The 22,030-nt window shown below is 58.3% G+C and carries 19 protein-coding genes and 1 tRNA gene; 13 read left to right on the top strand and 7 right to left on the bottom strand.

Annotated features, from left to right (window positions below; all coding sequences use genetic code 11):
• Nucleotides 1–600 precede the first annotated feature (600 nt).
• The 8 genes from ACTNA2_RS04305 to nagA all read left to right on the top strand — a co-directional run bounded on the left by ACTNA2_RS04305 (nt 601) and on the right by nagA (nt 7,291).
• Nucleotides 601–1,044, top strand: a complete 444-nt coding sequence (locus ACTNA2_RS04305; protein WP_117743271.1) for a PTS fructose transporter subunit IIA — start codon at nt 601–603, stop codon at nt 1,042–1,044.
• A complete protein-coding gene (gene yajC / locus ACTNA2_RS04300; protein WP_022094612.1) occupies nt 1,044–1,325 on the top strand; it encodes a preprotein translocase subunit YajC in 282 nt (93 codons plus the stop codon). Before ACTNA2_RS04305 ends, yajC begins: the two co-directional genes overlap by 1 nt.
• Before the next feature lie 36 nt (nt 1,326–1,361).
• Entirely contained in the window at nt 1,362–1,844 is a 483-nt protein-coding gene (agaV, locus tag ACTNA2_RS04295; protein ID WP_441048696.1) for a PTS N-acetylgalactosamine transporter subunit IIB, read from the top strand.
• Between the two features lie 90 nt (nt 1,845–1,934).
• On the top strand, nt 1,935–2,735 hold the full coding sequence (locus tag ACTNA2_RS04290) for a PTS mannose/fructose/sorbose/N-acetylgalactosamine transporter subunit IIC (RefSeq protein WP_154514996.1): 801 nt from the start codon (nt 1,935–1,937) through the stop codon (nt 2,733–2,735).
• Nucleotides 2,725–3,807, top strand: coding sequence for a PTS system mannose/fructose/sorbose family transporter subunit IID (locus ACTNA2_RS04285; RefSeq protein WP_138374505.1), 1,083 nt, complete (start codon nt 2,725–2,727; stop codon nt 3,805–3,807). Before ACTNA2_RS04290 ends, ACTNA2_RS04285 begins: the two co-directional genes overlap by 11 nt.
• Before the next feature lie 184 nt (nt 3,808–3,991).
• Nucleotides 3,992–4,723 (top strand): GntR family transcriptional regulator, encoded by a 732-nt coding sequence (locus tag ACTNA2_RS04280; protein ID WP_154514994.1) that lies wholly within the window; start codon nt 3,992–3,994, stop codon nt 4,721–4,723.
• 114 nt (nt 4,724–4,837) lie between these two features.
• A complete protein-coding gene (gene agaS, locus ACTNA2_RS04275; RefSeq protein WP_441048695.1) occupies nt 4,838–6,004 on the top strand; it encodes an SIS domain-containing protein in 1,167 nt (388 codons plus the stop codon).
• A gap of 117 nt (nt 6,005–6,121) precedes the next feature.
• Nucleotides 6,122–7,291 carry an N-acetylglucosamine-6-phosphate deacetylase gene (gene nagA / locus ACTNA2_RS04270; protein ID WP_154514990.1) on the top strand — a complete coding sequence of 390 codons (1,170 nt, stop codon included), beginning with the start codon at nt 6,122–6,124 and terminating at the stop codon, nt 7,289–7,291.
• 75 nt (nt 7,292–7,366) lie between these two features.
• On the opposite strand, the gene ACTNA2_RS04265 is transcribed toward nagA, so the two are convergent.
• The gene (locus tag ACTNA2_RS04265; protein ID WP_441048694.1) at nt 7,367–7,951 is read right to left on the bottom strand and encodes a hypothetical protein; all 585 of its coding nucleotides are present in this window, start codon (nt 7,949–7,951) and stop codon (nt 7,367–7,369) included.
• Nucleotides 7,952–8,106: 155 nt separating this feature from the next.
• On the opposite strand from ACTNA2_RS04265, the gene ACTNA2_RS04260 reads away from it, so the two are divergent.
• The 3 genes from ACTNA2_RS04260 (at nt 8,107) to ACTNA2_RS04250 (ending at nt 10,660) form a co-directional block, all read left to right on the top strand.
• Nucleotides 8,107–8,988 carry an aldose 1-epimerase family protein gene (locus ACTNA2_RS04260; protein ID WP_441048693.1) on the top strand — a complete coding sequence of 294 codons (882 nt, stop codon included), beginning with the start codon at nt 8,107–8,109 and terminating at the stop codon, nt 8,986–8,988.
• Nucleotides 8,989–9,046: 58 nt separating this feature from the next.
• Complete coding sequence (locus ACTNA2_RS04255) at nt 9,047–9,982, top strand: hexose kinase (RefSeq protein WP_441048692.1); 936 nt, start codon at nt 9,047–9,049, stop codon at nt 9,980–9,982.
• 204 nt (nt 9,983–10,186) lie between these two features.
• Nucleotides 10,187–10,660, top strand: a complete 474-nt coding sequence (locus ACTNA2_RS04250) for a YhcH/YjgK/YiaL family protein (RefSeq protein ID WP_117654927.1) — start codon at nt 10,187–10,189, stop codon at nt 10,658–10,660.
• Between the two features lie 211 nt (nt 10,661–10,871).
• Here ACTNA2_RS04250 and ACTNA2_RS04245 read toward each other — a convergent pair.
• Nucleotides 10,872–10,947: transfer RNA gene (locus ACTNA2_RS04245), tRNA-Thr, on the bottom strand.
• A 206-nt stretch (nt 10,948–11,153) separates the two neighbouring features.
• A complete protein-coding gene (locus ACTNA2_RS04240) occupies nt 11,154–12,206 on the bottom strand; it encodes an aldose epimerase family protein (protein ID WP_427795498.1) in 1,053 nt (350 codons plus the stop codon).
• A 206-nt stretch (nt 12,207–12,412) separates the two neighbouring features.
• On the opposite strand from ACTNA2_RS04240, the gene ACTNA2_RS04235 reads away from it, so the two are divergent.
• Nucleotides 12,413–13,177 carry a DeoR/GlpR family DNA-binding transcription regulator gene (locus tag ACTNA2_RS04235; protein ID WP_441048691.1) on the top strand — a complete coding sequence of 255 codons (765 nt, stop codon included), beginning with the start codon at nt 12,413–12,415 and terminating at the stop codon, nt 13,175–13,177.
• Nucleotides 13,178–13,694: 517 nt separating this feature from the next.
• On the opposite strand, the gene lacG (ACTNA2_RS04230) is transcribed toward ACTNA2_RS04235, so the two are convergent.
• A complete protein-coding gene (gene lacG / locus ACTNA2_RS04230) occupies nt 13,695–15,116 on the bottom strand; it encodes a 6-phospho-beta-galactosidase (RefSeq protein ID WP_441048690.1) in 1,422 nt (473 codons plus the stop codon).
• A gap of 75 nt (nt 15,117–15,191) precedes the next feature.
• A complete protein-coding gene (locus ACTNA2_RS04225; RefSeq protein ID WP_441048689.1) occupies nt 15,192–16,949 on the bottom strand; it encodes a PTS lactose transporter subunit IIBC in 1,758 nt (585 codons plus the stop codon).
• A 283-nt stretch (nt 16,950–17,232) separates the two neighbouring features.
• Here ACTNA2_RS04225 and ACTNA2_RS04220 point away from each other — a divergent pair, with 283 nt between their 5' ends.
• Entirely contained in the window at nt 17,233–18,234 is a 1,002-nt protein-coding gene (locus ACTNA2_RS04220; RefSeq protein ID WP_441048730.1) for a LacI family DNA-binding transcriptional regulator, read from the top strand.
• A gap of 358 nt (nt 18,235–18,592) precedes the next feature.
• Here ACTNA2_RS04220 and lacG (ACTNA2_RS04215) read toward each other — a convergent pair whose 3' ends face one another.
• Entirely contained in the window at nt 18,593–20,032 is a 1,440-nt protein-coding gene (gene lacG, locus ACTNA2_RS04215; RefSeq protein WP_154514977.1) for a 6-phospho-beta-galactosidase, read from the bottom strand.
• A gap of 66 nt (nt 20,033–20,098) precedes the next feature.
• Nucleotides 20,099–21,874 carry a PTS lactose transporter subunit IIBC gene (locus tag ACTNA2_RS04210; RefSeq protein WP_427718986.1) on the bottom strand — a complete coding sequence of 592 codons (1,776 nt, stop codon included), beginning with the start codon at nt 21,872–21,874 and terminating at the stop codon, nt 20,099–20,101.
• Between the last annotated feature and the right edge of the window lie 156 nt (nt 21,875–22,030).

Below are 22,030 nucleotides of genomic sequence, written 5' to 3'. Positions count from 1 at the left end.
CTCCTAGAACGGAAATCGTTCTAGGGGGCTTTTTGCGTTGGAGGGCTATCTATTGAGACGGAAAGGGCAGATTGAATGATCACGCACGTGCTTCATCGGGTCTCCCTAATTCATCTGGGAAAACAACTGCAAACGATTGCAAGTAACCGGTGAACGGTCGAAAACGACCGTTCACCGATAATCTCAAAACTGGTTCAGACTGGTATTAAGTCAAAAAGACCAATTCACATATCTTCACAATGACCTGCAATTTTTCTACACGCTATTTTTAGCCGCCCTGCGTTGTTTAGACACGGGAAAAGATCCGATCTTTTGCCAAAACATTTCGAAACGGTTTCAAAACCGCAGGTAGATGTGTTAACGACCGGTAAACGGTCGAAATATCACCGTGAGCGGTGCAAAAACGTTTTACTGTATGAATCAACGAAAGCGACCTCTTCTGGGGTGATATAGTGACAACAACACGTCACGTGGTTACTACCAGTTGAGAAACCACTGGTCTTCAAAGAACGCTTTCTAAGAAGCTTTAAGGGCGAGCGCCCGCTGGCTTCCGAAAATCATCGGACTCAGATCGTACACACCTTCGGAAGGGAAATTTGAATGGTTGGCTTTATTCTTACCGGTCATGGACAGTTTGCACCCGGCCTTGCAAGCGCTATCGCTATGGTTGCCGGCGACCAGCCTGCTTTTACCGTCGTTCCTTTTGAGGGCGACCAGGCTGCTTCCTACGGTGAGGATCTCCGCGCCGCTATTACCGCCATGCGCGAGGAGTGCGATGGCGTGCTCGTCTTTACCGACCTGCTTGGCGGCACCCCGTTTAACCAGTCGATGATGATTGCCCAGGATGTCGACAACGTCGAGGTTCTGACTGGCACCAACCTCCCCATGGTTATTGAGCTTCTGTTCCTCCGCGGCAATGCCACGCTCGCCGAGCTTGGCGAGCAGGCAGTGACCGTTGGCCAGACGGGCATCACCGCCCAGACGGTCGCATCCGTTGCCGGCTCCGACGAAGAGGATATCTTCGGCGACGAGGACGGCATCTAATGGCCGATTTCGGAGCCAACGTCCTGAGCTCCTCGGTCGCTCTTTTAGGCCTGCTTGTCATCATGGGCTTGATTTACACCATCTGGTCGCAAATCAACATGAAGAAGAAGCAGAAGTACTTCAAGGAGCTGCACACCGAGCTCAAGCCGGGTCAGGAGGTTCTTTTCGCCGGCGGTATCTACGGAACCGTCAAGGGCATCGAAGGCGAGAAGGTCCAGATCAAGGTCCGATCCGGAGCCGTCGTAGATGTTTCGCGTTACGCGATTCAGGAGATCAAGTAACTGTCGTCAGCAAATAGCGAAAGGAAGCTGATCAGCATGGCAGAACCCAACATTCTTCTTACCCGCATCGATAACCGACTGATTCATGGTCAGGTTGCCACCCAGTGGAACTCCACTCTGGGCTCCAACCTCATCCTCGTCGCCAACGACGACGTGTCAACCAATACCATGCGTCAGAACCTCATGAAGATGGCCGCTCCCGCCGGCGTCGCTACGCGTTTCTTCTCCCTGCAGAAGACCATCGACGTCATCGGCAAGGCGAGCCCGCGCCAGAAGATCTTCATCGTGGCCGAAACACCGGAAGACGTGCTTACGCTCGTCAAGGGCGGTGTGCCTATAAAGAAGGTAAACATCGGCAACATGCACATGTCGGAAGGAAAGCGCCAAGTCGCCACCTCCGTCGCAGTTAACGACGAGGATGTCGCTGCGTTTAAAGAGCTGAAGGAATTGGGGGTGGAGCTGGAGATCAGGCGCGTTCCGAGCACGCCTGTTGAGGACACGAGCAAGCTCTTCTCGTAATCCTCGTGATCCACATTGTCAGGAGTGAAACCCTGACGTTCTGTACGTGATATCAAAAGTGCGTACATGCATTTTGAAAGGAGGAGCAAGATGGAATACTCGATCATCCAGGTCGCTCTGGTCTTCATCGTCACGTTCGTCGCGGCAATCGACCAGTTCAACTTCCTCGAGTCTCTCTATCAGCCCATCGTCACCGGCGCCGTCATCGGTCTTATCCTTGGCGACCTCAACACCGGTCTTCTCGTGGGTGGTACCTATCAGCTCATGACGATCGGCAACATGCCGATCGGAGGCGCTCAGCCGCCTAACGCCGTCATCGGCGGCATCATGGCAGCCATTCTCGCAATCGCCACGGGCCTCGAGCCTAACGCGGCAGTCGGCCTTGCCATTCCGTTCGCTCTGCTTGGTCAGCTCGGCGTTACCCTGGTCTTCACGCTTATGTCGCCGCTCATGTCCTCCGCGGACAACATGGCTCACAACGCTGACACCAAGGGTATCGAGCGTCTGAACTACTTCGCCATGGCTCTGCTCGGCCTGATCTTCGCTATCGTCGTCACCCTGTTCTTCATCGCTGGCGCTACCATCGGTCAGACCATCGCTTCCGCCATCCCGGCTTGGCTGCAGACCGGTCTCTCCGCTGCAGGCGGCATGATGCGCTTCGTCGGCTTCGCCGTCCTGCTCAAGGTTATGATGAACCGCGATATGTGGGGCTTCTTCCTCATGGGCTTTGGCCTCGCGATCATCACCGTTGCCAACGATTCTCTGGCAACTCCTGCCCTGCTCATCCTCGCTCTCATCGGCTTCGGCATCGCTTTCTGGGACTTCCAGCAGCAGACCGAGCTGAAGGGTGCAGCTGTTTCTGACGGAGGTGACTTCGAAGATGGCATCTAATGAGTATGTGATCCCGGAGCACTACGAGGATCTCACTCCTGCTCCGCAGCTCGACCAGAAGACCCTCAACAAGATGGCTTGGCGCTCCTGCTTCCTGCAGGCCTCGTTCAACTACGAGCGTATGCAGGCCGCTGGCTGGCTCTACTCCATCATCCCCGGTCTGGAGAAGATCCACACCAACAAGAACGACCTCGCGGCTTCCATGAGCCACAACCTGGAGTTCTTCAATACTCACCCGTTCCTCGTCACCTTTGTTATGGGCATCGTGCTTTCGCTCGAGCAGAACAAGGTTGACATCCCCACGATTCGCGCCGTCCGCGTCGCCGCAATGGGCCCGCTCGGTGGTATCGGTGACGCCCTGTTCTGGCTGACGCTCGTGCCTATCACGGCTGGCATCACCTCCAACATGGCCATCAACGGCAACGCCGCTGCGCCGATCATCTTCCTGGTGATCTTCAACGCCGTCCAGTTCGCACTGCGCTTCTGGCTCATGAACTGGTCCTACAAGCTTGGCACCAGCGCTATTGACGCTCTGACCGCCAACATGCAGGCCTTCACGCGCGCCGCTTCCATCATGGGCGTCTTCGTCGTCGGTTGCCTGGTCGTCACCATGGGTGGCACCCAGATCAACCTCCAGATTCCCAACGGCACCACCCGTGGCCTCTCCGCTACTACCGTGATCGTCTCCGAGAAGGAGGCCGAGAACTTCACCGGTATGGAGGGCATCGATACCGAGACCGCTGAGGCCGGTACCATCGCCATGACCGATAAGGACGGCAACGCCCTCACCGCTTCCGATGCCGACGGCAACGCTGTCGAGTGCGGCGTCACCGATCTGGGCAACGGCATGGAGTCCGTGACCTACGGCACCGTTACCGAGGATCCGGTCAACTTCTCTGTTGCCGACACCCTCAACACCATCGTCCCGAAGCTCGTCCCGCTTATGCTTACGCTGCTGCTTTACTACATGTTCGCTAAGCACAGCTGGACCCCGACCAAGGGCATTCTGCTGCTCTTCGTCCTGGGCATCCTGGGCGCTGGCCCGCTTGGTCTCTGGCCGAGCATCTGGTAAGGCTCTAGCTTGAGGGGTGTGTCCCTACGCGGCTCACACCCCGACCCCTTAAGCCATGTGTATGTTAAAAGCCGCGTGCTCGAAAGAGCGCGCGGCTTTTGTTTTCTTGATGATTCGGATGTGGCAGACAGATAATGTTAACCACCCAAGGTAGTAGCCGAGTTTGAGAAAATGGGAGGATAGGATGGCGATCGGGGCGCGTAAGCAACCGCTGTACGATCAGCTGGTCGATATTCTGACCGAAAAGATTGACCATGAATATCGCGCCGGTGACATGATTCCTTCCGAGCGCGAACTTTCGGAGCGCTATGGTCTCTCGCGCACCACGGTACGCCTGGCTCTGCAGGAACTGGAGCGTTTAGGACTGGTGGTTCGGCAGCACGGTCGCGGTACCTTTGTGACCGACCGTTCGGCAAAGGCAACCAATCTTATGCAGTCCTACAGCTTTACCGAACAGATGCGCGCGATGGGTCGTGACCCCGAGACCACGATTCTCGAGTTTTGCGAGATGGAGGCCGATAAGAATCTAGCCGAGCATATGGGATTGCATATCGGTGATCGCGTTTTTAAGCTCAAGCGCCTTCGTTCTGCCGACAACATGCCCATGATGGTCGAACGCAGCTATCTGCCGGTTCGTCAATTTCTGTCCCTAAAGCGACCACTGCTGGAGAGTAAGCCGCTTTACGATGTGATTGAGCAGGACTTTCAGCAAAAGATTCGCGTGGCCGAAGAGGAGTTCTATGCGAGCATAGCCCGTCCCACCGATGCCCACCTTTTGGCAATTGTCGAGGGGTCGCCTGTGCTCGATTTGGTCAGGACTACGTATAACGAGTCAAACGAGGTTGTGGAGTATACGCTCTCGGTTGCTCGTGCCGATCAGTTTAAATACAAGGTTTACCACCAGCGTAGCAACTAGTGTTCGCATCGTTTCCATATGGTGATTCCTTGCATTTAACTGGTTACTACCAGATAACCAACCGAAGTGTATAATTGCACGTCAGAGGATTACTTCTAGAGAGAGGTATTAGAAATGTTCGAGAAGAGTGTCGAGGAGCTCACCGAGCTCGGCGCCCAGATCACCACGGCCGAGATTGCTCAGCAGCCCGAGCTTTGGCGTGATACGCTCAACATCTATCGTGAGAACAAGGAGGCCATCGAGGCCTTTCTGGCCGAGGCTCGCGCTATGGGCGAGGGCCGTCTGTCCGTTGTCTTCACCGGTGCCGGTACGTCTGACTACGTTGGCGATACCTGCGCCCCGTACCTGCGTCACGCTGGCAACACTGATCTCTACGACTTTAAGCCCATTGCCACGACCGACATCGTGAGCGCCCCGCGCGACTTCCTGCGTGCCGAGGATCCCACGCTCGTGGTTTCCTTTGCCCGCTCTGGCAACAGCCCCGAGAGCCTTGCCGCCGTTGCCGTTGCCAAGGAGCTTGTCCACAACGTCAAATTCCTCAACATCACCTGCGCTCCCGAGGGCAAGCTCGCCGTCGAGTCTGCCGATGATCCCAACGCGCTGACGCTGCTCATTCCGCGCGCCAACGACAAGGGCTTCGCCATGACCGGTTCTTATTCCTGCATGACCCTGCTCGCCACCCTTATTTTCGACACTGCCTCTGACGAGCAGAAGGCCGAGTGGGTCGAGACGATTGCCAAGATGGGCGAGGAGGTCATCTCCCGTGAGCCCGAGATCGCCGATTACCTCGCTGGAGACTTCAACCGCGTGACCTACTTGGGTTCTGGCTCCTTCGGTGGCCTTGCCCAGGAGAGCCAGCTCAAGATCCTCGAGCTCGCTCACGGCCTGGTTGCCACTTCTTACGACACTTCCATGGGCTATCGTCACGGACCCAAGTCCTTCGTCGACGACAAGACCCTCGTGTTCGTGTTCGTCAACAACGACGCCTACACCCGTCAGTACGACATCGACATCCTCAATGAGATCGGTGGCGACGATATTGCTCAGCACACCGTTGCCGTTCAGCAGGATGGCGCTACTGTCTACGAGGGTGAGTCCTTCACCTTTAAGGGCTACGAGGCACTTCCCGAGGGCTACCTTGCTCTGCCGTTCGTGATGTTTGCTCAGGCTATCAGCCTGCTTAACTCCGTGCGCGTGGGCAACACGCCCGACACGCCGAGCCCCACGGGCACGGTCAACCGCGTGGTCAAGGGCGTGACGATTCACCCCTTCACCGCTTAATCGCGTCCCCCTGTAAGGGCGCCCGTCCGCTCGTAACGGCGGGCGGGCGCTTTTTGTTTTACGTGAGCTGGGTATAAACATCACCACAGTTAACTGCTTTAGAAGTAAGGAGTACATATGAGCACGTACGCAATTAAGGCTGACAAGTTCTTCTTGCCGGCAGGCCCGCAACTGGGCGGCTATCTTATGGTCGAGGACGGCGTCTTTGGCGCTTGGCAGGCCGACGAGCCCTCCTGCGAGATCAAGGACTACACGGGATCGTGGATCGCTCCGGGCATGGTCGACACCCACATCCATGGCTTCTATAACCATTCGACTACCGATAACGATCCCGAGGGCATCGATATCAGCTCGACCGAGCTCGCCCGTCGCGGTACCACCAGCTGGCTGCCCACGACGTTCACCGATGGCGTCGAGCAGATCAAGGACGCCTGCGCCGCCATCGCTCAGGCGGACGAAGGCCGTGGCCCCGACTTTTGCGGTGCTCGCATTCAGGGCATCTACCTGGAAGGCCCTTTCTTTACTATGAAGCACGTGGGCGCGCAGAACCCCGCTTATCTTATCGATCCCTCCGAGGAGGTCTTCGATCAGTGGCAGGAGGCTGCGGGTGGTCGCATCGTTAAGAGCGCCATGGCAGCCGAGCACGACGGTGCCGCTGCTTATGCGGCTGCTCTGAACGCCAAGGGTGTGGTGACCAGCATCGGTCACTCCGACGCCACCTACGATGAGTGCATCGCCGCCATCAACGCCGGTGCCAGCTGCTTTACGCATACCTATAACGGCCAGCGCGGACTGCATCACCGTGAGCCCGGTGTTGTGGGTGCTGCCATGTCCACGCCCGAGACCTACGCCGAGATCATCTGTGACGGCAAGCACGTAAACCCTGGCGCTATCAAGGCGCTGCTGCAGGCAAAGGGCTGGCAGCATACGGTGCTCATCACCGACTGCCTGGGTTGCGGCGGCATGCCCGAGGGCAGCTACACCAGTGGCGGCATGGACGTCATCATGAAGGACAACCTGTGCTGGCTCGCCGACGGCAAGAGCATTGCCGGCTCGGTGCTCACGCTTGCCCAGGGCGTCAAGAACATCGTCGACTGGGGCATTGCCAGTGCCGATATCGCCATTCGCATGGCAACCGAGGTGCCGGCACGCTCCGTGCACATCGAGGATAAGTGCGGCAGCATCATGCCGGGTCGCGACGCCGACTTTGTCGTGTTCGACCATGAGCTCACCCTCGTCGAGACGTATGTTGGCGGTCAGAGCGTCGGTAACGCCTTTACCGAGTAACGATAGAAAAAGACGGCGGGCCCGAATCTGCTCGGACCCGCCGCATGGGTTAAACGCTCAAAAGTACCTTCACAGTTATAGCTTGTTAGCGATCTTCTTTACCGTGCGCTTAACGCCGGTCACCAGGCCTCCTGCAGGATGCTCCTTCTCGTATGCTAGGCGCTTCTCGCGCTTGGCGTACTCTTCGACGATGATGTCGCCATACTCGTCTTCGATCTTGTCGAAGAAGTCGACGGCGCCCTTAATTTCCTCAGCGGTCGGGTGTCCCTTTTGGACACCGCCGGTGAGTTTGAACGGCCCCCACGTATCAAAGCCGGGGCAGCCGTAGACACCCATAAAGATGGCCTGCCTCATGCGGCAGATGCCATCGATATCCTTGCCGTACCACTTGTTTTTGCCACCGTAGGTCATAAGGCCAAACACCTTGTCCTGCGGCTGCAGCACGTTAGTGAGCACGCGTGCCATGTCCTTGTCGATCTCGGAGTAATAGATGCCCGTGGCGACACCGATCAGATGATATTCGTGCAGGTTGGGATACTCGTTTTTGCCGAGCGCCTTGACGTCGAGGGTATCGATCTCGGGGTGTGCCTCGACGATGGCGTCCACGAGCTTTTTCGTATTGCCGTGATGGCGCGAGGCGTAGAGGATGATGGTTCGCATAAGAAGACCTTCCAGCTGTAATTGCATCAATGTCTGTATGGTACCCCGTTGCATTGCTGGGATACCGGACACATCGCTGAGCGTGCGGGTTTGTCCTTTGGTCAGGGCCGAGACGGATACTTGCGAGCAAAAGCAGTTGTTCGAAAGGATGGGCAATGGAATACGCTCTCTCCAACGATTCGATTTCTATTAAGGTGTCCACGGCTGGTGGTTCGTTTACCTCGATTGAGGCCGGAGGCCGCGAGTACTTGTGGCAGGGCGATCCCGCCGTGTGGTCCGGCCAGGCACCGATTTGCTTCCCGATTTGCGGAGGCCTGCGCGATGGCAGCGCCATGACGTTTGCCGGGCATCATGTAAAGCTCGCTCGCCACGGGTTTGCGCGCAAACAGGAGTGGAAGCTGCTGAGCCAAAGCGCAAACGAGCTGGCTATGTGCCTGGCTTCGGAGGATAACGCCGCGCTGCTGAGAGATTATCCCTACCCGTTTAAGCTTGTCGCTCGTTATACGCTCGAGGACGCTGCCGTGCGCGTTTCCTATGAGGTGGCCAACGAGGGCACCGAGGACATGCCGTTCTTTATCGGTGGACACCCCGGCTTTAGGTGCCCGCTCGACGAGGGCGAGGCCTATACGGACTACGAGTTGCGCTTCGAGAAAGACGAGGCTGCGGAGCTTTGCACCGCCGTACCCTCGACTGGCTTGATTGATGTAGCTAACCGTTCAAAGAACCCCATGGTGGGAAAGACGCTGCCCCTGTCGCATGAGCTCTTCGATTTTGCGGAGACCATCTTTGACGTGCTCGAGAGTCGTCAGGTCACGCTTTCCAAGAAGGGCGAGGACAAGGGCGTTCGCTTGAGTTTTGAGGGCTTCCCGTACCTCATCGTGTGGAGCAAGCCCGAGGGCGATTTTGTGGCAGTTGAGCCCTGGGGCGGCCTCTCGACCTGCTCCGATGAGGACGACGTACTTGAGCATAAGCGCGGCTGCCTTGTCGCCAAGCCCAAGGAGACCGTCGTTCGCTCGTTCACGATTGAGATTCTGTAATTCCGTTTTGTCGACTCGTATCGCGAGGCACAAGGAGCCCGCGAGATAAGGAGCTAAAATGATCCTCACCGTTACGATGAACCCGTCTGTCGATACGCGCTATCAGCTCGATGAGCTCATTATCGACGACGTCAACCGTGTGACGCCCGAAAAGACCGCCGGCGGCAAGGGTCTCAACGTGGCCCGTGTGCTGGGCCAGCTGGGCGACGACGTTGTGGCAACCGGTCTGCTCGGTGGCCATATGGGCGCCTATATGGCAGAGCTCATGGATGCCAACGGTATTAACAACGACTTTGTGCCCATCAAGGGCGAGACTCGCATTTGCCTCAACATCCTCCACGCCGGCAACCAGACCGAGCTGCTCGAGAGCGGCCCGACGATTGCCCCCGAGGAGCTGGATGCCTTTACCGCCAAGTTTACCGAGCTTGCGAGCAAGGCCGACGTCGTCACTATTTCGGGTTCGCTGCCCCGCGGCGTCGAGGCGGACTACTATGCCAAGATTACGGGCATTGCCGAGAACGCCGGCGCCAAGGTGCTGCTCGATACCTCGGGCGCTTCGCTTGAGGCTGCCCTCAAGTCCGAGGTCAAGCCCGAGCTGGTCAAGCCTAACCTAACCGAGATCAACGGCCTTCTGGGCACGAGCTTTACCACCGACGATGTGGACGAGCTCCGGGCCGCACTTGCCTCTGATGACCGCTTCTCCGATATCCCCTGGGTCGTCGTGTCCATGGGCGCTGCCGGCTCCGTGGGCTTCCACAACGGACGTGCGTTCCGTGCCAAGACCCCCGATATTCCTGCCGTTAACGCTACGGGTTCCGGCGACTCCACTATCGCCGGTTTCGCGCATGCCATCGCTGCCGGCGCGGACGACGAGACGGTGCTGCGTACCGCCAACACCTGCGGCAAGCTCAATGCCATGGATCCCATGACCGGTCATCTGGTTATGGACCGTTGGGACGAGGTCTACAACGGCGTTGTCGTGACCGAGCTGTAAGAGCTTGGGCGTCGGCTCCGGCATCGGTTGTTTGCTTGTGGTTAGAGCCAACGACAAGTGCGGTAGCATTATGCCGGGGCGCGACGCCGATACTGTCGTGTTCATTCCCGACCTTACCCTGGTCGAGACGTATGCGGGCGGCAACAGCTTTGGCAACGCGTTTGCCGAGTAGCCGCCAAAGAAACGATCCGAGAGGGGATTTAGATGATTTACGGTGCATTGGGCGATATCGAGGAGTACCGCGGAATGCTCAAGGGCCTCGACGTGCTGATCGACTGGCTCGAGGAGAACGACCCGGCGCAGCTCGAGGTCGGCAGCCATCCGATTTTGGGCGACAAGGTCTTTGCGAACGTCATGGCTCCCACGACGCGTCCCGAGGCCGAGGCTCACTATGAGACGCATCAGCGCTATCACGACCTGCAGATCGACGTCGAGGGTCGCGAGGCCTTTAAGGTCGCTACGGGTAGCCTGACGCTGGTCCAGGAGTTTGACGAGAAGGACGACTACGATCTGGTCGATTCCGACGCCTCGATCGCCGGCGATCTTGCCGACGACAAGTTTGCGCTGTTCGTTGCCGGCGAGCCTCACATGCCCACGCTCGAGTTCCCGGGCGATGGCGCGCAGCCGGTCAAGAAGATCTGCTTTAAGCTGCTTGCCGACGCCTACTGGGAGGAGTAGCGAACTGCCCGACTGAGCTGTTCGTCTGATGGCGTGTTTCCCCTAAGGGAAGCACGCTACGACCCCGTTAATCGTGTTTTCCTAGGGGAATCACGATTAACGGGGTTTCTGTTTTTGAATAGGGGAGCTGACGCTGTGGCGATGCGTGGGTGGGCGCGCGCACTCAAAATCGAAAACAAAAAAGCCGCCCGAAGGCGGCTGTCTTGTGCAATGGAGCCAGCGACCGGGCTCGAACCGGTGACCCCCGCTTTACGAGAGCGGTGCTCTACCAACTGAGCTACGCTGGCGGCCATGTGGTGACGCAGCTGAGGCGTCAACGGCTGTCTATGATACGGGACATCGTAAATCCGCGCAAGTGTTCTGACAGCTTTTCTCACGTTAAATGCACTAATCATTCAAGCCGGGATGTGCCTGGTTGCCTACAACTGGGTAGAAAAACGCCCGTCGGCGGTGTGCCGGCGGGCGCTGCTGTGCGATATGTTGCGTTATGGGCTTAGTGCCTCATAAAGTGGTATTCGATCACATTGCTGTAGGGATGACCCGGGCCCACGATGCCCTGGGGGAACAGCGGGCGGTGCGGCGTGTCGGGGTACATCTCGGCCTCGAGGGCAAAGCCGGCGCCCCAGCCGTAGTTGGCATCGTCCTTGGCGTGCTCATCGCCTAGCCAGTTGCCGGTGTAGAGCTGCACGCCCGGGGCGGTGGTGTAGTAGTCCAGCTCACGGCCGGTCCACATCTCCTCGACGTGCAGGGCACGGCGCAGATTGCGGCCGTACTGATAGCCGCCAATGCACAGGCAGTGATCGTAGCCGCGTGCCTGCTTAATCTGCGGATGGTCGGCCTCCATGCCAGGCGCGACGGGGCGTAACTCGCGAAAATCAAACGGTGTTCCCTCGACCGGAGCAATCTCGCCAGTAGGAATGTTCTGGTCGTCGATGGGCAGGTAGTGGGCGGCGTTGGCAACAAAGAAGTGCTCGCAGTCCATGCCGGCATTATGACCGGCAAGGTTAAAGTACGTGTGGTTGGTCATGGACACGTACGTGGCACGGTCGCTCTCGCAGCCATACTCGATACGGAAGCGGCCGGTGTGCGTTACGGTAAACACGGCCGTAAAGGTGCGGTTGCCGGGCAGGCCCAACTCGCCATCCTCAAGTGAGGTGGTCATGCGCACGGCGTTGTGGGCCTCGTCGAGCTCAACATCCCACACGCGCTTGTGCAGGCCGTGTTCAAGATCGCTGTGCAGGTTATTGGCGCCCTCGTTGGCGGGCATATGCCAGTCCGTACCGTCGATGGTGATCGTGGCGCCCGCAGTGCGGTTTGCCACGGGGCCAATGGTCGCGCCAAAGCAGGCGGGGTTGTCAAAGTAATCCTCGAGCTTATCGAAGCCCAGCACCACATCGCGCACGTTGCCGGGAATGTCGGGCACATCGATACCCAGCACGGTGGCGCCATAGTCCATAATGCGAACGCAGATCTCGGGCCCGTTGAGGGTGTAACGATGAACGGGGGTACCGCACGGCGCGGTGCCGAAAAGCTCAGAAGTGATCATTTGGTTCCTAACATCGAGGTATTTCCGACAAACTGTAGCGCGAACAGGCGAGATTATCACTACATCCCACTAAAGCAGGGGGTATTTTTCTCAAAAAAGTGATGATTGGAGCTGTGCGGGCGTTCATTTTTGACGCGCACGAGTCTGATACAATTTGTTCGTTACTGTTTGAATGATATGCGCGCAAAGAACGGCGAGGATTCATCGTGATTAAGGCAGAGCGACAGGATAAGGTTCGTCAGCTGCTCGAGGAGCAGGGCACGGTCTCGGTCAAGGAGATTTCGGATGCACTGGGCGTCTCGGATATGACGATCCGCCGTGATCTTGAGGAGCTTGCGAGCCTGGGCGAGATCGAGCGCGTGCACGGCGGCGCCCGCAGTGCGCAGGGTCGTCCCCACGCTATGTTGCGCCACGAGTACTCGCACAGCGAAAAGCGCACCAAGCATGCCGAGGAAAAGCTGCAGATTGCGCGCCGCGCCGTGGAGCTTATCGAGGAAGGTTCGACCATCTTTTTGGGTACGGGCACTACGGTTGAGCAGATGGCGTCGATGCTGCCGGCGTTTCGCCTGCGCATTGTGACCAACTCGCTTTCGGTGTTTAGCCTGCTCGAGGCGCGCGAAGACTGCGACCTGTGCCTCGTGGGCGGCATGTATCGTCGCCGCACCGCCGCTTTTGTGGGACCAACGGCCGAGGATACCCTGCGTGCGTTGGGTATCGACGCGGCGTTTATCGGTGCCAACGGCATTTTGGACGGCGACGTGTCTACGTCTAACATGGAAGAGGGCCGCATCCAGCAGCTCGCCTTTAGCAAGGCAGACTCGCGCTATCTGATCGCCGATTCCAGCAAGATTGGCAAGCGCGACTTCTACACCTTCTGCCGTCTGGACAGCCTGGATGCCGTGGTGTGCGAGCCGGGTATTACCGCCGAGGATCGTGCCGCCATCGAGGAGCATACGCAGATCATCTGCTAGCTAGCGCTGCAGGATTGCTAGCTAGCGCTGTGTGAGGACTTTTGCCCCCCCCCTGTCATTGTGGGGAATCGGCGCGTCAGCGCTATGCGATATGACGCGCAAATGGGGACTTCGCTATCAAATTGTCTCAACCTGTGATATCTAGGCGGCCAAAAGCGAGTCAGATGTTACAGATCGAGATTTTTGGCTCGGCCTATTCCGTTTGTCTCGATCTGTAACAGCTAGGACCCAAAAACTCGACTAGGTGTTACAGATCGAGATTTTGTCTATCCAGCCATCACCTTTGTCCTGATCTGTAACAGTTAGACGGTTAAAAGCGAGTTAGATGTTACAGATCGAGATATTTCTGCTCGGGCGTTCTGTTTGTCTCGATTTGTAACAGCTAGGGCCGAAATATTCGGTTAGATGTTACAAATCCGAGACAAACGACCTGCTCGGGCCGCGCCAAAACAAAAGAGGCCGCATACGAACCCGTGGAGGGATTCGTATGCGGCCGACAGGGGGTATGCGGCGGAAACTAGGCCATGAGCAGGCCGGTCTCCGCGACGTTCTTGTACCAGTACGCGCTCGCCTTGGGATAGCGCTTCTGGGTCTCAAAGTCGATGTAGAACAGGCCGTAACGTTTGTTATAGCCGTTGGTCCAGGAGAACTGGTCCTGCAGCGACCACACAAAGTAGCCGTCGACGTTCACGCCGCCGTCGATCGCCTTGAGGATCCACGCGAGATGCTGGCGCATGTAGTCGATACGAGGGGCGTCGTCGATAAAGCCATCCTCGAAGTCGTCCTTATAGCCCATGCCGTTCTCGGTGATGTAGATCTTCTTGTAGTTGGGGTAATCGTTCTTAATGCGCAGCAGCAGGTCGTACAGGCCCTCGGGATAGATGATCCAGTCCCAATCGGTGGTGGGAACGCCTTCGCGCACGCACGACTCGCCCACGCCCTTGAGGAACCAGCGCGAAGATCCCTTGTCGCCGGTGCCATTATGGTTGATGTCGTTTTCGCCCTCGGCAGCACGCAGGAACTGGCACTTGTAGGTGTTGACGCCCAGGCAATCGTTGTAGGGGAGCGCGGCGGTCAGCGCGGCGATGTCCTCGTCGCGGACGTCGAGCTCGCCGCCGGCGATATGGGCCAGCTTGGTCGCAGCCTCCATGGTGTCGGCGGCATAGTGGCCGCGGAAGGTGGCGTCGAGTACCCAGCGGTTGTTGATGACGTCGGCCATGCGAGCTGCCTCGCAGTCGGCAGCGTTGTTGGGGTCGAGGGGATACTTGGGCTCCAGGTTCTGGACAATGCCGATCTCGCCCTCAAAGCCGCCCTCATGGAAGGCGACGACGGCCTTGGCGTGGGCCACCATCATGTTGTGCATGAGCTGGAAGGCCTTGTCCAGGCGGTACTTCTCGCCGTGCGGCCAGTTGCCGACGATAAAGCTGCCCTCGGCGGTCGCGGGAATCTCGTTAAAGGTAAACCAGTGCTTGACCTCGGTGAACTCGGCAAAGCAGAACTTGGCGTACTCGACAAAGGCGTCGATCGTCGTGCGCGTCAGGAAGCCTTCGCCGCCGTTCTGGTAAAAGGCCTCGGGCGTATCGAAGTGATCGAGCGTGACATAGGGGATAACGCCGGCATTGTTGCAGGTGGCAAAGAGCTCGTGATAGAAGGCAACACCCTCGGGGTTAATCTCACCGGTGCCGTTGGGGAAGATGCGGCTCCAAGCGATGGAGACGCGGATACCGTTGATGCCGAAGCGCTGGCACAAGTCGATATCGACCGGGTACTTGTTGTAGAAATCGCTTGCGGGGTCGGGGGAGAAGCGACCCTGAGCGGCCAGGAAATCGTCCCAGGGCACTTTGCCCTTGCCGTGCGTGCGGGTCTCGCCCTCAACCTGGTAAGCGGCGGTGGCGCCGCCAAACACAAAGCCGTCGGGGAACTGCATGGGGTTGGTCATGAGTCATCCTTTCTGTGGGATACGAATAGGGAGAGGTGCCCGAACTGGGGATCCGGGCACCAACAGAGGGAGGAACTAGTCGAGGTTCTCGCGGAGCCACTTGATGGCGCCAGCGGGGTCGCGAGTAAGGTCGATATATTCCTTACCGCGCGGGGCGAGCAGCTTAATGCCCAGGCGATCGGTGTCGGCCTTCATGTCGTTGTAGTAGCTACGAACCTGCGGGGCGAGCACGATAACGTCGTACTGATCCATGATGGCAGTGTGCTGGCCATAGGCGCCTGCGGAGGAAGCGATGTTCTCTCCGGTCTGTGCGGCACCTTCCTTGATGGCGTTGGCGAGCATGGCAGAGGTGCCGGCGCCGGCGCATAGGACGAGGACCTTCAGGCCGTCGACATCCTTCTTAGCGGATGCATCGGCGGCGGGCTCGGGCTGATCGGCGACAGGTTTGCTGTCGGCGGCAGCGGCGGTCGGCTCGACGGCGGGCGCAGAGGTGCTGGCGGCGATGGTGGCAGCGCCATCGGACTCGAGACCCAGCTCGGCGGCGCGCTCGGCCTCCTGGTCGCAGAGCAGCTTGTCGTACGCCTTCAAGAACGGCAGGTAGATGATGGCGTCCAGCAAGATAATGATCGCGACAAATACCAGGGCGATGAGCTGGAAGTTCGTGGTGATGAAAATGCCGATGGGGGCAGGGGTAGCCCAAGGCACCACGAAGGAGAAGCCGTTCATGCCCACGTTATCGATAAAGAACTTGGCAACGCTTACGTTGACGCAGCCGGCGGCAACAAAGGGGATGAGCATGTAGGGGTTAAGGATCATCGGCGCGCCAAAGAGCAGCGGTTCGTTGACGGCGAAGGCAACAGGAACAATCGAAGCCTTACCGACGGCTTTGAGCTGCTTGGACTTCATAAAGAGAATCAGCAGAAGCGGCACGATGAACGTGGCGCCGGTGCCTCCGAACTCACCCACGAGCGACATGTTAAATGTGAGGGAGTGGGCGGGGTGGCCGCCTGCCAGCAGAACCTGCAGGTTCTCGGCCTGGTTGGCAAGACGGATGGGGTCGATGCCCGGCTGGACGATCGAAGGACCGTGGACACCGATGAACCAGAAGAATGCGGTGGCTGCCTGAATAAGGATGAGTCCGGGGTAGGTCTCTGCTGCAGTGAAGAGCGGGGAGAGCAGTTTGATGAGCAGCTCGGAGAACGGAACGCCCATGAGGTTGCGCACGACGACATCGATGATGCCGCAGATGATGACGGCGCCGCCAAAGGGGATGATGTCGCGGAAGTTCTGAGCGATGGCGCCCGGAACCTCCTTGGGCAGCTTAATGGTCAGATCGCGCGAGACGCAGAACTTATAGACCCACACGGTAATGAACGCGGCGATATAGGCCGAGAACAGACCGCGCGTACCCATGCTGGTGCAATCGAAGACCGAAAGCTCGGAGCCGTCGAACTTGGTGGTGAACTGCGTAACAGCGAGCAGCAGCATGCTGCACTGGGCGGCTACCATGGTGGAGCCGTCGTTGAGCACCTTGCCGGCGGGCATGCGACGGTTCATGGAAGCCGTGAAGTTCTTGGCGGTGGTGCCGGCAACCATGATGCCCATAACGCCCATGGTGAAGTTGTACAGCTTGTTGCACCAGTCGATGAGCGGCTGGGGCAGCGTGATGCCAACTACGCCGGGAAGGGTGGCAATCAACAGGAAGATCGAAGAGGTGAGGACGATGGGCATGCACCCAAGGAATCCGTCCTTAATGGCCTGGAGGTAGATGTTCCTCGAGATCTTCTCAAAGAACGGCTGATGCTTTTCGAGCATCTTTACGATGGCGTCCATAAAGCTCCTTTGTTACTTGTTGCGCGATGCATGTGGATGGAACTGGTCGTCGATGGATGGTCAGGACTGCCCGGAAACCTTCCCGCTTAAGGAAGGCATTGCGAAATGACAACGTTGTCATTTCGTTAATGACAACGTAAGACATTTTTAGAAGAGCAACAAGGATTTACAGGTGAACGGTCGATATCGTCCGATAAACGGCTGATTTATCAGTCGGGCAGGTAGTGTATGCTAGAACGCAAAAACAAGCGATGAAAAACCGACTGGAGAAGTAGTGGCAACGATGGACAAGAAAAACGTTTCGATGAACGATGTGGCGATTGCCGCGGGTGTTTCTCTCAAGACGGTGTCGCGCGTGATCAACGAGCCCGATAGCGTGCGCGAGTCGACGCGCGATAGGGTCCATGCTGCCATGGAGGCGCTTGGGTTCCGGGCGAACTTTGCCGCGCGTTCACTCAAGTTGGGCCGTTACGGGTGCATCGGCGTCGTGCTGTTCCACTTGTCGGGCGGCGCCGTGGACATGATTGACGGAATCGCCGATGCCGCCGAAGAGCGAGGCTTTGCGCTCACGATGATCAAAAAGCGGGCGGGGGAGAAGATGACCCTTGCCGAAGCGGCGCGCAGGATGTCGCAGCTTCCTGTTGATGGCATGATCTTCAACCTGCGTCAGATGGTCGATGACTTTGATACCTTTGAGGCGCCGAAAGACCTCAAGACGGTGATTATCACGCCGATGGAACATCCTACCTGCTCTACCGTTAGTGACGATCAAGAGGACGGTGCGCGCATGGCGTGCGAGTACTTCTTAAATCGCGGGCACAAGAACGTGTATTTCGTTTCTGGTAAAAAAGAGTCGCTGTCGAGTCAGTGTCGTATGAAAGGTTGGCGTGCGGCACTTGAGGCGCGTGGCATTGAGCCGCCCGAGCCTCTGCAAGGTGATTGGAATGCGGATAGTGGCTATGCCGCGGGCCTTGTGCTTGCCGATAAGCCCGATTGCACGGCGGTCCTCGCTGCTAACGACTGCATGGCAAACGGCGTGATGATGGCTCTACGTGACAAAGGGCTCAGTGTGCCCGACGACGTGTCCGTGATCGGCTTCGACGATGAGCTCTACAAGACGATTCCCAACTCGATTCTGACGTCGGTGAAGTTTCGCCACCGCGAGCTGGGCATCCGTGCGCTTAACGAAGTCGTCGCAGGTCTGGAAGCCCCGAGCTCCATAAGCCGTACGCTCGTCTCGGGCGTGTTGGTCGAGCGTTCCAGCGTGAAGGACCTGCGGGCGTAGACGTGCTTGGCTCGTTCATCTCAATCTGTAACAGTTAGGACCGAAATACTCGGCTAGATGTTACAGATCGAGATTGAGAGGATTGTCCTGTGCGTTTATCTCAATCTGTAACAACCAGACGTCCAAAACCGGTTTTAGTGTTACAGATTTAGACAATTCGGCCCCGTCTCCCCGGTTTGTCTTAATTTGTAACAGCTAGGGACCAAAAACTCGGCTAGATGTTACAGATCGAGACAAGCGGCCCCCCAGCCGAACAAAAACAAAAGGCCGGGGGGCGGCGCGCCGTGTGACGTGCCACCCCCGGCTGAGAAATGGGGACAGGTTATGTGAGCGGGGCAATTCCGCTGGTCGCCAGCCGCTAGTCCAGACGACGGGTCTGCGCCACGTGCTTGTACCAGTAGGCGCTTGCCTTGGGCGTGCGCTTCTGGGTTTCAAAGTCAACGTAGAAGAAGCCATAGCGCTTGTTGTAACCATTGGTCCAGGAGAACTGATCCTGCAGACTCCACAGGAAGTAGCCGCCCACGTTGACGCCCACCTCCATGGCCTTGAGCAGCCAGCGCAAGTGCTGCTCGATGTAGTCGATGCGCGGCTGGTCGTCCACAAAACCGTCCTTGTAGGGGTCCTTGTAGCCCATGCCGTTTTCTGTAATGAAGATCTGCTTGTAGTTGGGGTAGCGCTGCTTAATGTAGACGAGCAGATCGAACAGGCCCTCGGGATAGATGATCCAGTCCCAGTCGGTGGTGGGGATGCCAGGCTTGTTCACGTGCTCGCCAATACCCTTAACGCGCCAGCGGCCGGTGCCCTTCTCGCCCGTACCGTTGTGGTGCAGGTCGTTCTCGCCGTCGTAAGCCTTCAAGAAGCGGCACTGGTAGTTGTTGACGCCCAGGTAGTCGTTGTAGAGCGCGGCCTCGCGCATAATCTCGAGGTCCTCGTCCAGGATCTCGATGGTGCCGCCCGAGACGGCAGCCAGACGGTTGGCGCACTCGAGGGTGTCGGGCGCGTAGTCGCCGCGGAAGGTGGCGTCGAGCAAGAACTGGTTCTGCAACACGTGCTCGTTGTTGGCGGCTTTGATGTCGGCGGGGTCGTTCTCGTTGAGCGGATACTTAAACTCCAACGACTGAATGACGCCGATCTTGCCCTTAAAACCGCCGTTGTGGAAGGCCAGTACGGCCTTGGCGTGGGCGAGCATCATGTTGTGCTCGCACTGGAAAGCCTCGGCCAGATGCGCCTTGACGCCGCCGGGGAAGGTGCCCTCGATGTAGGTGTTGGAGGCATCGGCCCAAATCTCGTTAAAGGTGAACCAGTAGGTCACCTGGTCGGCGTACTCCTTAAAGCAGAAGGTGGCAAAGTCCACAAAGGCATCGATGGTCTCGCGGTTGAGGAAGTCGCCCTTCTCAAAGAGGGCAAGCGGCGTGTCGAAGTGATGCAGCGTGACAAACGGCTCAACGTGGTGCTTGTGGCACTCGGCGAAGAGATCGTGGTAGAACTGCACGCCCTCGGGGTTGATCTCGCCGGTGCCGTTGGGGAAGATGCGGCTCCAGGCAATGGAGAGGCGAATGCCGTTGATGCCGAACTCCTCGCACAGCTCCAGATCGACGGGGTACTGGTTGTAGAAGTCCGAAGCGGGATCGGGGGAAAAGCGCCCCTGGGCCTCCAGGAAGTCGTCCCAGGCAACCTTGCCTTTACCGTGGGTGCGGGTCTCGCCCTCTACCTGGTAGGCAGCAGTGGCGCCGCCAAAGACAAAGTCCTCGGGAAACTGCGCAGGCGGGTTGGTGACGCTAGCAGGGTTAACGGACATGATGATCCAATCGTCTAAATCGAAGGGCCAGCCGGTCTTGGATGGTCGGCTGGCCCTGTTCGTTACTTACTTCGAGAGTTGCTCGCTTACGAAGGCGAGAGACTTATCGCCGTTCTGGGAAAGCTCAATGTACTGCTTACCGCGGCAGGCGACGCACTTGTTGCCCACGCGCTCGCAGTCCTTCTGCAGGTCGGCCAGGTAGCTTGCGGCTTGCGGGGCCAGGACGACCAGATCGAAGTCGGGGAGCATGTCCACGTGGTTGCCATAGGCCTCGGCAGCGGTTTCAAGATTGATGCCGCGCTCCTTGGCGGCCTTGGCCAGCGCGTTGGCGAGCAGGCCCGAGGTACCGCCACCCTGGCAGAGCACGAGCACGCGTTTGCCGTTGAGGTCGCTGGTGGCCGTTGCCTCGGCAGCGGGTGCTGCGGAAGCGGCGGGAGCGCCGGCTTCCACGGCCTCGGCAGCAGCGCCGGCGGCAACGCTCTTGGCGTCGGCCTTGCCCTGGAAGGCATCGTTGAGCTTGGCGGCCTTCTCGGCGTTCTTGGCGGCGAGCTCCTCCTGGGAAATCTCGGCCTCCTCGGCGCACTTCTGGGCGTCATAGGCACGGAAGAACGGATAGTACAGAACGAAGTCGACGACCAGGATAAGGGCGAGCATCACAAAGGCGAGCGGCTGGAAGCCCAGGCCCATGATGGTGCCGATGGGGCCGGGGACGGTCCAAGGCAGGGTGTACATAAAGCCGTTCATGCCCAAGAAGTCGATAAAGATCTTGAGGATCCAGATGTTGGCGATCGGGGCAAAGACAAACGGGACAAAGAAGACGGGGTTGAGCACGATAGGCGCGGCGAACAGCAGCGGCTCGTTGACGGCAAAGCACACGGGGACGATGGCGGCCTTACCGACAGCGCGCATCTCCTGGGACTTGGCCAGGAAGCAGAACATAAAGACCAGGACGAGCGTGGCGCCGGTGCCGCCCATGCAGACGACGAAGTACTGGGCACCCTGGGTCAGGACAGCGGAAGCGTGCTGGCCGGCCTGGAACGCAGCCAGGTTGTCGGTCATGTTGGAAACGAGGGCGGCGGCGATGGCGGGCTCGACGATCGAGGGGCCGTGGACGCCCACGAACCAGAACAGGCTCATGGCGCCGTAAATCACAGCAAGGCCGATGTAGCCGTCGGCAGCGGTGAACAGGGGCTGGAACACCTGGATGACGCCCTGGGCAAAGCAGAAGCCAAAGGCAGCGCGGAAGACGATGTCAAAGACCCAAAAGACGGTGATGCAGACGGAGAAGGGGATGATGTCCTTAAAGGTCTGCGAGATGTTGGGCGGAACCTGCTCGGGCATCTTGACGGTGATGTTGCGCTTGATAAAGAACTTGTAGATGATGCCGGTCACAAACGCAGCGATGAAGGCGGTCAGTAGGCCCTTGGAACCAAGGTAGGTGGTGTTGAAGCCACTGGCGGCATCCGTGGCGATGGTGTCGCTCGAAAGGAGCAAGAAGCCGATGATGGCCGCGCACATGCACGAGATAAAGTTGATCTGGTTATTCTTGGGCAGATCGCGGTTCTGGGCGTCGGCGAAATGCTTGGCCGTGGTAGCGGCGCAGGCGATGGCCAGGATGCCCATGGAGTAGTTGTAGCACTTCCACAGGGCGTTGTTGATGTCATCGGGCCAGTAGAAACCCCAGATGTTGGGGACCGAGGCTACCAGGCAGAAGATGGACGAGAAGATGATGATGGGGATGACGGAGATAAAACCGTCGCGGATCGCCTTGAGGTACTTGTTGCGGGCGATCGCGTTGAAAAAGGGCTGGCCCTTTTCGATGGTGGCGATGAGTTGCTCCATGCAAAGCTCCTAAGAGTCGGTGGGTTAGCAACGATGGTAGCTTTTGACGTTTGGTTGCCAAAATGTTGACGTTGCCATTTTGTGACACAAAATAAGATGCGAACCGATGGCCCCTGTGCCTGCGGACCGTCGATTTCTTGCGCGTAAACGTTTGAG

Origin of the sequence: Collinsella sp. HCP28S3_E9, from assembly GCF_052065455.1 — a bacterium.
Taxonomy (GTDB): domain Bacteria; phylum Actinomycetota; class Coriobacteriia; order Coriobacteriales; family Coriobacteriaceae; genus Collinsella.
Note: the sequence above shows the minus strand (reverse complement) of the source record. Positions and strands in the feature narration are given on the sequence as shown.

Excerpts from the sequence above, each read along its gene's own strand:
- yajC (WP_022094612.1), top strand. The coding sequence starts at position 1,044 with ATGGCCGATTTCGGAGCCAACGTCCTGAGCTCCTCGGTCGCTCTTTTA.
- ACTNA2_RS04290 (WP_154514996.1), top strand. The coding sequence starts at position 1,935 with ATGGAATACTCGATCATCCAGGTCGCTCTGGTCTTCATCGTCACGTTC.
- ACTNA2_RS04240 (WP_427795498.1), bottom strand. The coding sequence starts at position 12,206 with ATGATCACTTCTGAGCTTTTCGGCACCGCGCCGTGCGGTACCCCCGTT.
- ACTNA2_RS04280 (WP_154514994.1), top strand. The coding sequence starts at position 3,992 with ATGGCGATCGGGGCGCGTAAGCAACCGCTGTACGATCAGCTGGTCGAT.
- ACTNA2_RS04220 (WP_441048730.1), top strand. The coding sequence starts at position 17,233 with ATGGACAAGAAAAACGTTTCGATGAACGATGTGGCGATTGCCGCGGGT.
- agaS (WP_441048695.1), top strand. The coding sequence starts at position 4,838 with ATGTTCGAGAAGAGTGTCGAGGAGCTCACCGAGCTCGGCGCCCAGATC.
- nagA (WP_154514990.1), top strand. The coding sequence starts at position 6,122 with ATGAGCACGTACGCAATTAAGGCTGACAAGTTCTTCTTGCCGGCAGGC.
- ACTNA2_RS04250 (WP_117654927.1), top strand. The coding sequence starts at position 10,187 with ATGATTTACGGTGCATTGGGCGATATCGAGGAGTACCGCGGAATGCTC.
- agaV (WP_441048696.1), top strand. The coding sequence starts at position 1,362 with ATGGCAGAACCCAACATTCTTCTTACCCGCATCGATAACCGACTGATT.
- lacG (WP_154514977.1), bottom strand. The coding sequence starts at position 20,032 with ATGTCCGTTAACCCTGCTAGCGTCACCAACCCGCCTGCGCAGTTTCCC.
- ACTNA2_RS04305 (WP_117743271.1), top strand. The coding sequence starts at position 601 with ATGGTTGGCTTTATTCTTACCGGTCATGGACAGTTTGCACCCGGCCTT.
- ACTNA2_RS04260 (WP_441048693.1), top strand. The coding sequence starts at position 8,107 with ATGGAATACGCTCTCTCCAACGATTCGATTTCTATTAAGGTGTCCACG.
- lacG (WP_441048690.1), bottom strand. The coding sequence starts at position 15,116 with ATGACCAACCCCATGCAGTTCCCCGACGGCTTTGTGTTTGGCGGCGCC.
- ACTNA2_RS04210 (WP_427718986.1), bottom strand. The coding sequence starts at position 21,874 with ATGGAGCAACTCATCGCCACCATCGAAAAGGGCCAGCCCTTTTTCAAC.
- ACTNA2_RS04225 (WP_441048689.1), bottom strand. The coding sequence starts at position 16,949 with ATGGACGCCATCGTAAAGATGCTCGAAAAGCATCAGCCGTTCTTTGAG.
- ACTNA2_RS04255 (WP_441048692.1), top strand. The coding sequence starts at position 9,047 with ATGATCCTCACCGTTACGATGAACCCGTCTGTCGATACGCGCTATCAG.
- ACTNA2_RS04265 (WP_441048694.1), bottom strand. The coding sequence starts at position 7,951 with ATGCGAACCATCATCCTCTACGCCTCGCGCCATCACGGCAATACGAAA.
- ACTNA2_RS04285 (WP_138374505.1), top strand. The coding sequence starts at position 2,725 with ATGGCATCTAATGAGTATGTGATCCCGGAGCACTACGAGGATCTCACT.